Origin of the sequence: Paenibacillus sp. LK1, from assembly GCF_002750415.1 — a bacterium.
GTDB classification, from domain to species: Bacteria; Bacillota; Bacilli; order Paenibacillales; family Paenibacillaceae; genus Paenibacillus; species Paenibacillus taichungensis.
On record NZ_PEII01000012.1, the window covers coordinates 60,973 to 76,024 of the forward strand.

The 15,052-nt window shown below is 50.1% G+C and carries 8 protein-coding genes; all 8 read left to right on the forward strand.

Annotation, left to right across the window (positions count from 1 at the left end):
• Positions 1-101: 101 nt before the first annotated feature.
• Positions 102-3,605: a helicase-exonuclease AddAB subunit AddB gene (addB, locus tag CS562_RS24175; protein WP_099858452.1), complete on the forward strand. Its 3,504-nt coding sequence runs from the start codon at positions 102-104 to the stop codon at positions 3,603-3,605.
• Positions 3,602-7,921, forward strand: coding sequence for a helicase-exonuclease AddAB subunit AddA (gene addA / locus CS562_RS24180; RefSeq protein ID WP_099858453.1), 4,320 nt, complete (start codon positions 3,602-3,604; stop codon positions 7,919-7,921). The genes addB and addA overlap by 4 nt, the downstream gene beginning before the upstream one ends.
• A gap of 71 nt (positions 7,922-7,992) precedes the next feature.
• Complete coding sequence (locus CS562_RS24185) at positions 7,993-9,177, forward strand: exonuclease SbcCD subunit D (RefSeq protein WP_099858454.1); 1,185 nt, start codon at positions 7,993-7,995, stop codon at positions 9,175-9,177.
• The gene (locus CS562_RS24190) at positions 9,174-12,593 is read left to right on the forward strand and encodes an AAA family ATPase (protein ID WP_099858455.1); all 3,420 of its coding nucleotides are present in this window, start codon (positions 9,174-9,176) and stop codon (positions 12,591-12,593) included. The genes CS562_RS24185 and CS562_RS24190 overlap by 4 nt, the downstream gene beginning before the upstream one ends.
• A gap of 431 nt (positions 12,594-13,024) precedes the next feature.
• A complete protein-coding gene (locus tag CS562_RS24195) occupies positions 13,025-13,363 on the forward strand; it encodes a hypothetical protein (protein ID WP_099858456.1) in 339 nt (112 codons plus the stop codon).
• A gap of 204 nt (positions 13,364-13,567) precedes the next feature.
• On the forward strand, positions 13,568-13,927 hold the full coding sequence (locus tag CS562_RS24200) for a histidine triad nucleotide-binding protein (protein WP_076288086.1): 360 nt from the start codon (positions 13,568-13,570) through the stop codon (positions 13,925-13,927).
• Positions 13,928-14,116: 189 nt separating this feature from the next.
• On the forward strand, positions 14,117-14,290 hold the full coding sequence (gene rpsU / locus CS562_RS24205; protein ID WP_005547957.1) for a 30S ribosomal protein S21: 174 nt from the start codon (positions 14,117-14,119) through the stop codon (positions 14,288-14,290).
• Positions 14,291-14,305: 15 nt separating this feature from the next.
• Positions 14,306-14,749 carry a GatB/YqeY domain-containing protein gene (locus CS562_RS24210; protein WP_024628476.1) on the forward strand — a complete coding sequence of 148 codons (444 nt, stop codon included), beginning with the start codon at positions 14,306-14,308 and terminating at the stop codon, positions 14,747-14,749.
• The last annotated feature ends 303 nt before the right edge of the window (positions 14,750-15,052 follow it).

Below are 15,052 nucleotides of genomic sequence, written 5' to 3' on the forward strand. Positions count from 1 at the left end.
TTCTGTAATTGCCGGATAGTGGCAAACGTATGTTCCGAACCAAGTCAGATATGTTATACTGGGAATTAAAATCTTGTTCGTGATGGTTTGGAGGATTAAACATGTCCGTACGCTTTGTTATTGGCCGGGCAGGCAGCGGTAAGAGTGCGCTGATTACCCGGGAAATCACATCCCTGCTTCAAAAGGAACCACAAGGTAAACCACTGATTCTTCTGGTCCCGGAACAGAGTTCGTTTCGAACTGAACAGTCGCTGGTATCTTCAGGGGCTATAAAAGGTACCATGCGTGCTGAAGTGCTTGGTTTTCGCCGATTGGCCTATCGGGTAATGCAGGAGGCAGGTGGTTCTGCACGTATTCCCATTGGGGCTGAAGGCAAAAAAATGCTGCTCTACAAAGTGCTTCAGCGTCGTAAGGAAGAATTGAAGCTGTTTGGAGCATCGGGCAGCCAGCTGGGATTTATAGGAGACTTAAATGATTTATACAGTGAGTTTAAACGTTATGAACTTGACCCTACTTCACTGGAAGAAGGACTTTCCACATGGAATACTTCCTCTTCTGCACCGATTCTGGGGGACAAGCTGCATGACTTGCTACTTATATACCGTGACTATGAAAAGGAATTAACCGAACTATATATCGATGATGAAGACACGTTGACTGAACTGACAGAGCGGTTGCCGGAGAGCACGTTGCTGCAAGATGCACAGATCTGGATCGATGGATTTCAGGGATTTACCCCGCAGGAAATGAGTGTCATTGGAAGATTGATGCTGCAAGCTTCTTCCGTCACAATTGCATTGACGTTGGATCGTGCTTACGACCACGGCGCACTTCCAGGAGAACTGGAGCTGTTCCATCCCACAGCGAGTGCATATGCACGTCTCAAAGGTATGGCTGAGGATCTGGGTGTTTTTAATGAGACAACCGTGCTTCAACCGGAAGTTTTGCCGAGATATGAGGGCAGTCCTGGACTGGCGCATTTGGAGGCTGGCTTTGATCGCAGAGTTCGCTGGAAGAGCGAGGGGCGTGATGCAGGTGTCCGACTGTACGTCGCTGAGAACCGCAGGGCTGAGATGGAAGGAGCACTTCGTGAGATGCGTCGTCTGGCGCAAGTTGAAGGTGCGCGTTATCGAGATATGGCAGTGCTTGTTCGTCAGTTGGATACATATGCCGACATTGCTGTGCCCCTGTTCAGGGACTATGGCGTGCCTGTCTTTCTGGATCGGAGAAGAAATGAACTACATCATCCATTAGCGGAATTTATTCGTTCAGCACTCGATATCGTTCGCCGTCGCTGGCGTTATGAGGATGTGTTTCGCTGTGTGAAAACGGATCTGTTGCTTCCACGGGACGGTTCCATTACACGTGAAGATATGGACCAGCTCGAAAATTATATATTAGCTTGCGGAATTCACGGATACCGCTGGACAGATGGCAAGCCATGGAAGTATGTACCCAGCCTGTCCTTGGAAGACAACGATCAGGATGTCCGCAGCAGGGGCCGGGAACAAATGCTGTCCTTAATGGAAAAATGCCGTACAGTGATTGTTGATCCACTGGGTGCTTTTGAGAAACGAATGAGCAAGGCAAAGACAGCTAAAGACCAATGTGCGGCGCTTTACAGATTACTGGAAGATGCTGAGATTCCTTGGAAGCTGGATCAGATGTCTGCAGAAGCCAAGGCCCAGGGTGATCCGGAACGTTCGAGAGAGCATCGTCAAATTTGGGGTGCCGTTCTAGATCTATTAGATCAGATGGTTGATATGATGGGGGCCGAACGGCTGGATATCGATCTATTTGCTGGGCTGATGGAGACCGGATTAACCGAACTGAAGCTGGGACTTGTTCCTCCAGCGCTTGATCAAGTGTTGGTTGGATCGATGGATCGTACACGTCTTCAGGGTATCAAGTACGTATTTATTCTGGGTGCAGTAGATGGTGAACTGCCTGCTGTACCTCAGGATGATGGTGTATTAACTGAGCAGGAACGGCTGTTATTGACAGAGAGAGGACTGGGGCTTGGGCCGGGAGCAACAAGACAAATGCTGGATGAACGCTTTCTGATCTATACCGCCCTGACAGCGGCGAGCAAGCAGTTATGGCTGAGTTATCCCGTTGCAGATGATGAAGGGAAAACATTACTGCCCTCGGAAATTGTACGACATGTACGGAAGATGTTCGGTCTGCATGAGCAGCCATTGCTTGCCCAGCCGCCAGTTACGGATGCTGAAGAGATACACTGGTCTTATGTTAACCATCCTGGTCAGAGCCTCTCTTATCTCATCGGACAATTGCGCAGATGGCGCCGTGGAGAAGATATTCCTGAAATGTGGTGGGCGATCTATAACTGGCATGTCTCTCGGGAGACGAGCAGACCTCAGCTGAAACAATTGCTTGGATCGGTCTTTTATCGCAATCGGGCGTTACCTCTACGTACGGCTACTAGCCGTAGATTATATGGCACAGAGGTAAGGACCAGTGTCTCCAGGATGGAGCGTTTTGTGGCGTGTGCGTTCTCCCATTTTGCATCCCACGGGCTGCGCTTGAAAGAGCGCCAGCTGTACCGCTTGCAAGCCCCTGATATTGGACAATTGTTCCATGCAGCCTTGAGTCAGCTTGCCATACGTTTGCGTGAGCAGAATCGTAGTTGGGGCAGTCTGTCTCCAGATGAATGTCGGAAGGAAGCGGAGCACACCGTGGAGCAGATTGCACCACATTTGCAGGGAGAGATTTTGCTTAGTACCAAACGGTATGGTTACATCTTCCGGAAGCTGAAGGATATCGTTAGCAGGGCGTCGGTTATTCTGGGTGAACAGTCCAGACGGGGAAGCTTTGAACCGATTGGGTTGGAGCTTGATTTTGGGCCAGGTAAACCCCTGCCACCCCTTCGTTTTGAATTGGAAAATGGCTGTGTGATGGAGATCGTGGGTCGGATCGACCGTGTGGATGTGGCTGAAGGAGAGAATGGCCTGCTGCTGCGGGTCATTGATTACAAATCGAGCCAGACCGATCTCAAGTTGCATGAGGTGTATTATGGCTTGTCATTACAGATGCTCACGTACCTGGAGGTACTGCTTAGTGCTGCCGAGGAGTGGCTTGGAGAATCGGCTATGCCTGGAGGAACACTCTATTTCCATGTGCATAATCCGTTGCTTCAATCGGCGAATGGCATGACTTCTGAGCAGGCAGGACAAGAACTACTGAAACGGTTTAAAATGAAGGGCTTGCTGCTCGCGGACCGGGATGCGATCGCTCAAATGGACAATACCTTGGACAAAGGCTATTCGGCCATTATTCCGGTTGCGCTTAAGGCAGATGGCAGTTTTTATAGCAGCGCTGCTGTAGCTACGCCAGAACAATGGGATACCTTGCTTGCTTCAGTTCGCAGTAATATTCGTGAGATTGGCACCCGGATTACGGACGGGGATGTGGCGATTGAACCTTACCGTATCCAGCAGGAGGTTGCATGCACCTTCTGTCCGTACAAGCCAGTCTGTCAATTTGATGAAAATATCGAAGGCAATGAATATAATCTGTTGTCTAAACCGGGCAAACAGCAAATCTGGGACATGCTGTCTCATGACAAAGGAGGGGAAACATCATGACGATTATGCCAAAACCGGAGGGAAGCTTCTGGAGTGATGACCAATGGAGTGCCATCTCACAGAGTGGGGAAGACATTCTGGTTGCTGCTGCAGCGGGTTCCGGGAAGACGGCCGTATTGGTTGAACGGATTATTCGTAAGATTGCAGACCCTTCCCGCGGATTCAGCGTAGATCGTTTGCTGGTTGCAACATTTACGAAAGCTGCTGCGGCGGAGATGAAGCAGCGGATACGGGAAGCACTGGAACGTGCACTTGAAGAGCAGCCTGCCGAAGAACATTTGCGCAAACAACTTTCATTACTTGGGCGGGCATCCATTACGACATTGCATTCATTCTGTATGGAGGTCATTCGTCGTTATTATCAGCAAATTCCGCTAAACCCGGCTTTCCGGATTCTGAATGAAAATGAAGCCGAGATTATGCGGCAGGAATTGTTGGAGCAGTTGTTTGAGGAAAAGTATGGGGAAGAAGATGAAGGCAGTACATTCCGCGAATTGGTGGATTGGTTCAGTGGGGAACGAAACGATGATGCCATGCATCGACTTGTGCAGCGTTTGTATGATTTCTCACGCAGTCATTCCTGGCCGGATCATTGGCTTGCGGAGATGGCATCTGCTTTTCAGGTGGAAAGTGTCGAGGCACTTGGGCATTCTGCATGGGTTCAGAGTATTTTGCGTGATGCGGCTCTTGCCCTAAGTGGTGCGGCTGGTCTGCTGCGTCAAGGAATGAGCATATCTATGCAGCCGGAAGGTCCGAAACCTTATGCAGATACATTAAAAGAAGATTTGGCAATGGTCGAAGAGCTTCTGTCAGCTGTTGAGGTCATGCCGTGGGATAGATTGCCTGAAGTGTTTCAGCCAGCATCTTTTGGCAAGCTGAAGCCTTGCAAAAAGGACCAGACGGACCCGGGGTTACAAGAACAGGTCAAGGAACTGCGTGAGGCTGCGAAAAAAGCCGTTACGGATCTGAAAGGGTCATTGTTTGGAAGAAGTGCGTTTTCTTTCTGGCAGGAGCTGGAGCAGGCGGCACCACTAATGCAGGAATTGTCCAAGCTGGTCAGTGCATTTGGAGAGCGATATCGACAGGCCAAGCAGGAACGCGGTCAGGTTGATTTCAGTGACCTGGAGCATTACTGTCTTCATATTTTGCGCCATGAGGATTCAACTCCTGAGCTATCGATGCCTTCGGATGCGGCAATGGAATATCGGGCACGTTTCGATGAAGTGCTGCTGGATGAATATCAGGATACTAATACGGTGCAGGAAGATATCGTCAGACTGATTTCCAGAGAAAATCCAGGAAATCGATTCATGGTTGGTGATGTAAAACAGAGTATTTACCGTTTTCGTCTGGCTGAACCCGGTCTGTTTCTGAACAAGTATCGTCAATACGCAGCGAATTCGGATATGGAAGTGGACGGAGAGAAAGAGTCATTGCATGCAGGAAGACGTATTGATCTTGCGCGTAACTTCCGCAGTCGTGCAGAAGTAGTCCACTCGGTCAATATGTTATTCAAGCAGCTCATGAATGAAGGGGTAGCTGAGATTGCCTATGATGAACGGGCGCAGCTCGCTTATGGGGCTACTTTCCCGGCAGAGACGCTTGGTGATGAGGCATACACACCTGAACTTATGCTGATTGATCGTCAAGGCGGAGGACCTGATCTGACGGAAAGCACGGACGAGAATGGAGATGCTCTGCCTTCTGCCGAGCTGGAGAGTGCCGAGCTCGAAACCGCCCAGCTGGAGGCTCGGGCCATGGCTCGACGTATTCGTGAAATGGTTGGAGATACGGATAAACCAGCCCTTAACGTTTATGATAAAGCCCTCAAATCCATGCGACCTGCGCGTTACGGAGACATAGTTATTTTGCTTCGTTCTGCCCTGATGTGGGCTCCACTCATGATTGAGGAATTCAGACAGCAGGGTATTCCTGCCGGAGGGGAGCAAAGCAAAGGGTATTTCCAGGCGACGGAAGTGGAAGTGATGTTGTCCTTGCTGCAGATTGTGGATAATCCAAGGCAGGATATTCCGCTTGCTTCCGTGCTTCGTTCGCCGATTGTCGGACTAGATGAAGAGGAACTGGCTCAGATTCGCCTTGGGGACAAGCGACAGTCTTTCTATGATGCTGTTGTATCGGCTACAGGAGCATTCAATAGTTCGTTAAATGTTGTCGGGCAGCATGGTGAGAAAGTTTCGAATCCGGATTCATCTGCAATCCAGCTGCAATGGCCCGAAGTCTGGTCAGAAATGGAGCAGGGGCAGCGGGAGTCGGCAGTATCCGCCGAAGCAGACGTTATCGAACGTATACATGAATCCTCTGTACATGCAGATACAGATGAGCTTCTGGATGCTGGTATAGATGCAAGTATGGGTGGACGTATAAGCGACGATGCGGATAGGGACAACGGTACCAGCACAGAGCTGCAACAAAAGTTAATTCGCTTTATGCGTCAGTTGGAACAGTGGCGGCTTGAAGCCAGACAAGGCAGCCTGAGTGAACTCATTTGGCGAATGTACCGGGAAACGGGTTATCTGGACTGGGTTGGCGGCCTACCGGGAGGCATACAGCGTCAAAGTAATTTGAAGGCTCTGTATGATCGCGCTCGGCAATATGAGGAGGCAACGGCTAATCGTGGGTTGTTCCGCTTCCTGACCTATGTATCCAGACTACGTGAGAACGGGGGAGATCTTGGCACCGTTTCAAGTGGTTCTGGTGAGCAGGACAATGCGGTACGCATCATGACGATTCACCGGAGTAAGGGCTTGGAATTCCCTATTGTTTTTGTCGGGGGCATATCCAAAATGTTCAATCAGCAGGATCTGAATTCGCCGTTTCTGATGCATAAGGAGCTGGGGTTTGGCCCGAGGTTTGTTGATCGTGAGAATCGGGTTGCCTATCCAACCTTGGCGAATCTGGCGATTCGTCGTCGTGCCCAGTTTGAGCTACTTGCCGAAGAGATGCGGGTGCTCTATGTGGCTTTGACCCGCCCAAAAGAGAAAATGATTTTGGTCGGTACGGTGAAAGATGTTGTTAAAAAGGCAGTGGCTTGGTCTCAGATTAAAGACAGTCCGGAACGGGTATTGCCTGACTATCTGCTTGCAGCAGGACGTAGTTATCTGGACTGGATCGGTCCATCCTTGATGAGACATCCAGACGCAGCTTTCCTGCGTGAACTTGCGGGAGGCGCTGATTCATATGCTGCCTGTCTTGTGAATGATGAATCACGCTGGAGTATTTCTGTCATTTCTGCTGATCAAGTATCCCGGGAAATATTTGTGGATCAGACGCTTGGTGAAGAAGACGGCATGACAGAAGTGCGGAAACATCGAATTGCTGCCCTAAAAGCAGTTCAGCCTGTGGAGCTGTTTCCTTCCTCCACTGAAGAAGAGATGATCGAGGATACACAAGATGCAACACTACGAGACATCAGTGAGGAAGATGTATTTACAATAGGTGAGCAAGAGGGTGTACAGCTGCTTCGGGAAGTTGATAAACGGCTTTCATGGATGTATCCTCATCAAGCAGCAACGCAAGTAGCTGCCAGTACATCGGTTACCGAACTAAAAACATTGCTAGCCATGCAAGACCATCAGTCTTTACAGATGATGGAGGAAGTTGAAGAACAATCTGAGACTTCTGTGGATTATGAGGGCCGTGAAGTGAAGGATGAAGGATCGTCCTTTAAATTGCATCTACGTCGTCCTAAATTCATGGAGGAGAAACAATTGACTGGAGCCGAGCGGGGAACGGTGTATCATACGTTGATGCAGCATCTTCCTGTAGATGGTTCACCCATTGATTCACAAATTGTTGAGCAGACACTTTTGCGGTTAGTTGAGCTCCAGATTTTGCTCCCCCATCAAGCAGAGGTTATTGAGTCTGATCAACTGGCCGAATTCTTCAATACAGAGCCTGGGACAGAATTGTTGCGTGCGGAGTGGGTGAAACGGGAGATTCCTTTTATTTATGGACTTCCGGCACATCATTCTCCTGCTGAATGGCTTCAAAGTCTGTCACCAGATGCAGGGATTCAAACGTTGGAGGAAGACGGTAAGATGCAGGCATCACTAGAAAATGAAATGGTGCTGGTACAGGGGATTATTGACTGCCTGTATGAGGTGGATGGCGAGCTTATTTTGCTAGATTACAAGACAGACCGGGTGTTGGAACATCGCGGTGGACTGGACAAACTGACGGAAAACTATCGCTTTCAGCTGGAGCTGTATGGCCGGGCTATTGAAGATATTCTGGGTCGGAAAGTCGACCGGAAGTGGTTGTACTTTTTTGATGGCGGACTTGCTGTGAAACTATAAAGTGAAATTTTAAAACGGCCGGATGGAATATGTATCATCGGATTTTGCATGAGAGAGGGGTTGAACGGACGATGCGTATTTTGCACACAGGGGACTGGCATCTGGGGAAAACGCTGGAGGGACGGAGCCGGCTGCGAGAGCAGGAGGATTTTGTGGATGAGCTTGTTCGACTCGCGGATGAGCAGCAGGCAGATGCCATATTAATGGCTGGAGACGTGTATGATTCTGTAAATCCGCCTGCATCGGCGGAACAGCTTTTTTATGAGGCCGCGGCGCGTCTGACAGAACAAGGAAGACCACTTGTGGTGATTGCCGGGAACCATGATCAGCCGGAGCGAGTGGCTTCGGTGACCCCGCTTGTGAACAGACAGGGAATTACACTTGTAGGTATGCCTACTTCAGAAGCAGTTACGATCCATGCAAAGCGAACTGAAGAGACTGCGCAGATTGCTGCATTGCCATACCCCTCTGAAGCGCGACTGAATGAACTGCTGACAACGGATGGGGACGAGAATGTGCTTCGCCAGGCATACAGCCGCCGGGTTGGCATGTTAATGCAGCGTCTGGCTGCTTCTTTTCGTCCGGATACGGTGAATTTGGCAATGAGTCATATTTATGTTCTGGGCGGAGTGGAAAGTGATTCGGAACGTCCCATTCAGGTAGGAGGGGCCTATACGGTTGACCCTTCTGCATTGTCAACAGGGGCGCAATATACAGCACTGGGGCATCTTCATCGTGCACAGGCAGTTAAAGGGGACGGTGTGATACGGTATAGCGGCTCTCCACTGGCCTACAGTTTCTCCGAAGCGGGGCAGAGTAAGTCCGTCACCATGGTTGATTTGGCACCGGGGGGGGCCGCAAACGTGGAAGAAGTGCTGTTGACCTCTGGACGTCCACTTGTGCGTTGGAAGGCGCGTGGCGGTCTGGCTGAGGTTTATCGTTGGCTTGATGAAGGGCGTGATCCTAAGGCTTTTATTGATATGGAAGTATGGCTGGATGATGCTATGTCTCTGAAAGAAATCCAGCAGCTTCGTAAGTCGCATGACGGGATCATCCATATTCGTCCGGTGTACCCCGAGATGGCAGCCGCAGGGCTTTTGGAGCAACGATCCGAGCTTCCCGTACATGAGCTTTTCCGCAAATTTTATCAGCGTCAGACAGGTGGGGCATTACCTGAAGACAGTCTGGTTCAACTGTTCCTGGAACTCGTCGATGAGGACGAGCCGGGTATGCGTGAGGAGGTCGAGGGAAATTGAAGCCTATTTTATTGAAAGTTGCAGGTCTGCAAAGTTATCGGGAGACTCAGGAGATTGATTTTACCGTATTGACAGAAACGGGACTGTTCGGCATTTTTGGTCCTACAGGCAGTGGGAAATCTTCTTTGCTCGACGCGATTACGCTGGCGATGTACGGAAAAGTGGAACGTGCGGTTAACGGTACCCAGGGAATCATGAATCACGCTGAAGATTCATTGTCCGTTGCTTTTACATTTGAACTTGTCTCGGCAGAAGGCACAAGAAGATTTCGGGTGGAACGACGTTTCAAACGAAACAATGAGGTTTCGGTGAGCAACACCATCAGCAAATTCATTGAGACCGTCAACGGAGAAGAACAGGTGCTGGCTGATAAACTGGCAGACGTGAACCGATGCGTTGAAGATGTCATTGGGTTGAAAATGGATGATTTTACGCGAGCCGTTGTGCTTCCACAAGGTAAATTCGCTGAGTTTCTGTCCCTGAAAGGCAGTGAACGACGGCAGATGCTGCAACGTTTATTTCATCTGGAGAAGTATGGAGATCAGCTTGCCATCAAGCTCAGTCGGCGGGTGAAGGACAATGACATGGTTCATCAGTCACTGGCTGCCGAGCAGCAGGGGCTTGGGAATGCGAGCAAAGAGACGTTGGCGGAAACGGAGCTTCTTCTTCAAGCTGCTGTGAAACAGTCTGAATTGTCACGCAAAACGCTTGATGAAGCGATGAAGGAAGCCGAGCAGCTCGGCAAAGTCCGTGAGTTAAGTCATGAACGCCAGGCTCGTATGGAGGAACACGAAAAGCTGAAAGCACGTGCACCACAGATCGAAGCTGGGGAACAACGGCTGAAACTGGCCGGAGCGGCAGACGCAATACTCCCTTCATTGCAGACGATGCGTGACGCAGCAGCACAGCAGAAGTTACGTGAGGATGCAGCCGGGATTGCTCACCAGCAAGCGGTGGAACATGAACGGATGTCTGTACTGGAAGCCGAGAAGGCCGAGAAGGCACGTGTACAGATGGCTGAGGAAGAACCCAAGCTGCTGCTTCGATTGGAACAGCTGGAACAGGCCAAGGAGTTGCAACGGGAACGGGACGGACTACGAGAGGATCGTACCCGTCTTAAGCAGCTTTTGGACAAAGGACAGGCTGAACAGAGTGTCATCGGACAACAGCTGGAGAAGGAAAAAGAACTACAGCAGCGTGGCCGCAAACGGCGGGAAGAATTACAGGAAAGCCTGAAGCCGAATGAAGTGAAGTCCGAAGAACGCAGACAGCTGCAGGCTGCACTGGAATTGAAGCATCGTCTAGATACTGCGGCGGAGCAATTGCGCCTGAACAAGGCTGAGATGGAAGCCAATAAGCAGTCGGCTGTTCAGGGGGCAGAACGGCTGAAGCTGGCTGCCCAGGAAGAGAACCGTCTGAGTGAACAGCGTCAGCATCTGATTAAACAGGCGGCAACGGGTCTTGAGGCCTTGCTTGCCTGTGAACAGGACATTGGCCGCGAACAGAGCCTGCTGGCAAGGGCAGAGGAGCAGCTGCGCGGAACCATGCGTGAGCAGGAGCTGCATCGGCTCTCCTCCGCCTTGCGCGCCGAGCTGCGCGACGGCGAGCCATGCCCGGTGTGCGGCTCCGCACACCACCCGCTCCCGGCTGCGCCGCCGGGAGAAGGTCCGCCCGCAGGCGATGCGGACCTGGAACTGCTGCGCAACCTGCACGCGGAGCTGCAGGAGCTGCGCTTTGGGCTGCGCCAGCAGCTGCACGAACGTCGCAGCCTGCTGACGCAGCTTGGCGCTGCGGCCGGCGAAGCCCCGGCCGCAGCCGAGGCCGCGCCTGCGGCTGCGGAGCCGGAGCCCGCCGGTTCGCCCGTACACGGGCGCTCCCCGGCGGACTGGGCGGAGCGTGCCGCCGCACTGGGCGAAGCCGCGCGGGCGCTGGCTGCAGCCGCAGCGCCGCTGCAAGCGGAAGCCGCCGCGTTGCAGCAGGCGGCTGTGGGCGCGCAGCAGCGCCGCATGGAAGCAGCTGCTGCACAGGAGGCCGGCCAAGCCGGACTCGCCCAGGCGGAGCGCCGGTTGGCCGAGAGTGAGGCCGCCGCAGCCGCATTGCACGGCCGCTGGGCCGCGGAACTGCCCGGCATCGTTCAAGAGCAGGCCATGGCCCTTCACCAGGCGATGCAGGAGCGAGACGCGCGCGCAGAAGACATCAAGGAACGGCTGAACAAGAGTGTGACGTTCCTTGAAGAAAAGGAACAGTTGGTACAGTCCCTCCAGCAGAAGCTGGTTGAATTGGACAAACAGCTGATTCAATGGCAAACGGAATGGCAAGGCAACAGCAAACAGCTTGCCGAGAAGGAAGAACGTTTGCGCCAATGGGTTGGTGAGCAACGGGTCGAGGATTTGATTGCTGCGGCCCAGACTCGTCTGGATGGACTACGGAAAATTGCTGCCGATTCAGCACAGCGTTTCAAGGAAGCGGATGTGTTGAAACAGGAATCGGCCAAGAAGGATGTCATGGCTCAACAAGCAGCAGCCTCGGCAGCAGAGCATTTGCAGCAGGCACAGGAACGCTGGAAGCAATTGATGGAACAATCGCCATTTGATTCGGAGAATGATGTTGTGGAGGCAGCCCTCCCTTCCCAAGAAGCGGAGCGTCTTGCCGCGGAAATTCAGCAGCATCGGGAGCGTGATCGTGAACTTATTTCTCAATTGCGTGAGCTGGAACAAAAATTGGGCGGAGTCGTTGTATCCGAGGAACAATGGTTGGCATGCTCAGAGCGACTGAAACTGTCTCGTGCAGAGGATGAAGCAGCTCTTAGAGCCAAGGCGCGTGCAGAGCGGGATCTGGAAGATGTGCAGCAGCGACACGTTCGCTGGACCGAGTTGGAGAACAAACGGGTAGAAGTGAGCCGACAAGGTGAGATGCTTAGCAAACTGCAAGCAGCTTTCAGAGGTAATGCGTTTGTCGAGTATATTGCAGAAGAACAACTGATGCAGGTTAGTCAGGCTGCTTCACAGCGTCTGCGCTTCCTGACCAAACAACGTTATTCACTTGAGGTGGATTCAGGTGGGGGCTTTGTCATCTGTGATGATGCAAACGGTGGGGTTAAACGTCCGGTATCCACCTTGTCCGGCGGAGAGACGTTCCTGACTTCGTTGTCACTGGCCCTGGCTCTGTCTGCCCAGATTCAGCTGCGCGGTCAGTACCCGCTGCAATTCTTCTTCCTGGATGAAGGGTTTGGCACATTGGACCCTGAATTGCTGGATACCGTCATTACTTCGCTAGAAAAATTGCATGATGACCGCCTTGCCGTCGGTATTATCAGCCACGTTCCAGAGCTGCGAGCACGCTTGCCACGCAAACTTGTAGTTATTCCAGCGGGTGAAGCAGGAGCTGGCTCTCGCGTAGTATTGGAAACATTATAGGGAATTGAACACAGAACACATACGATTGAATGATTTCAAATTGAGATTAATCTCCTCTCCTCATAAACCAATCTTTAAAGTTTGATCCTAAGGGGAATCTCCTGATGGATTGAGGTTTGGTGGTTTGAGACTCATTTATACACTCGTTGTGAGAGTTGAGTGAGATAGCTCACAGATACAGGTTCATCCTGTTGTTATACTACAGTTAAGCCGACAAACTTATGTAAGCACCCCGGCGGACGTCTGATCAGGAATAATCCTGGTTAGACGTCCGCGACAGCAGACTTCCGTATGGAAACTGCAACGGGGTGCTTCTTTTTTTTAATAGGCACTTATCATGAAACTCTTGTCATGCACAGTGTCATTTCGCCCAGATCTGAATACCATGAAAGGGTGATGAAGAGCAGAACAGATTCGGGAGGCGATTGAACGTGGAAAAGGTAGAAGCGAAGAAACTGTGTAAGGAACACATGCATCGCTATGTATGTATACAGATGCATGATGGTGCCCATTACGATGGCATTGTGGAAAATGTGGATGATGATATGATTTATTTGGCTGTTCCCGTGGGGCATGAAGCCATGGTTAACCATGCAAATGCAAACTGGGGACCCAATATGATGCCGGTTACTTATCCCACGCATGCACGGGGATTTTTCCCGGGCTATGGTTACCCGTATCCTTATTATGGTTATGGTCGCAGACGGTTCAATAGGTTGGTACTACCTCTGATTGGCCTCACTGCCTTAACTCTATTGCCTTATTATTAATAAACGGTGAAAACAGTACTTTTACCAATGAAAATCGAACCTTTCACATCTTCGGTGTATTTTTGCACTTCTTTACTGAGATGTGAAAGGTTTTTCCTGTTACTTTTATTATTGAATTAAAACAGGTTAAATTGGACGTGAGTTTTCAGTTCCGGTATGATAGAAGGGTATACATAATTTTTAATTCAAAGGAGGGTATGAACAATGGATTGCTTATTTTGCAAAATTGTAGAGGGCAGCATTCCCTCCAATAAGGTACTGGAGAATGACCATGTCATCGTCTTTCATGACATCCAGCCCGCTGCACCGACCCATGTACTCGTTATTCCCAAGAAACATATTTCTTCCATGAATGAAGTAACGGCGGAAGACTTGCCGTTGATCGGGGAGATTCATTTGGCTGCGCAGGAAGCGGCCAAGCGTCTTGGCGTGGAAGAAACAGGTTACCGACTGATTAATAACTGCGGCAAGGATGGAGAACAAACCGTTCATCATCTGCATTATCATTTACTTGGTGGGACCCGACTTGGCGTGTTGACAAGTTTGTCAGACTCACACAAATAAACGATCCAAGTTACTCTAAATCAGGACTGATTCATATATGCATAAAAGGCATGAATATGAAGCTGAAGTTCACATAAAATAAATGATCATTACGTTAAGGTTGACACCTTTATTACCTTTCGCCTATAATGAAAGGTGATGAACCGTGTTATTGCTCTTGGACGGTCTGGTCGGAGGGAGGGAAAACTGGTGTCTGAAACTAAAGTTCGCAAAAACGAGACTATTGATGCTGCACTTCGTCGCTTTAAACGTTCCATCGCAAAAGATGGCGTATTGGCTGAGGTGAAGAAACGTAAGCATTATGAGAAGCCAAGCGTAAAGCGCAAGAAAAAGTCCGAGGCTGCTCGTAAGAGAAAGTTTTAGGAGGATTTTAACTACATGAATCTTAGCGAACGATTGAACGAAGATATGAAGCAAGCGATGAAGAGTAAGGACAAGTTCAAGCTCTCCAACATTCGGTTGATTCGTTCGACGATCAAGAATCTTGAAATAGATTTGAAAAGAGATTTGGATGATAACGAAGTGCTTGATATTCTGAGTCGTGAAATCAAACAGCGCAAAGATGCCCTCCAAGAATTTGACAAAGCGGGCCGTGATGACCTCGCGGCAAATGCAAAAGCGGAAATTGAATTACTCAGTCAGTACCTTCCCGCACAGCTTACCGAAGAAGAAATTAAAGTTATTGTACAGCAGACCATCCAGGAAACCGGTGCTTCTTCGAAAGCCGAGATGGGGAAAGTCATGTCTGCCCTTATGCCGAAAGTCAAAGGCAAAGCGGATGGCAAACTGGTAAATCAAGCAGTTCAACAATTTCTGCAATAAAGCAAATCAATAAACACCTCCTGACTTGTCAGGGGGTGTTTTTTCCGTTTTAGATCTTTGATACGTTACTCCGTTCCCAGAAGGAATTCGAAGTGTGATTAGAAATCGTTCATTTGTTCGAGGAAATTCACAAATATTGCTTTTAAATGGATAATATATATGATTATGGTTTTAAAATGTTGCAATTGCTTCCGGTTTCAAATATAATTTTAAGATTTTGAAACGAAATGTTGCATTGTACGTAATAAATACCATAAGCTGGACAGTATAACATTAATGGAAAAGGGGGGACTATTTGTGAAG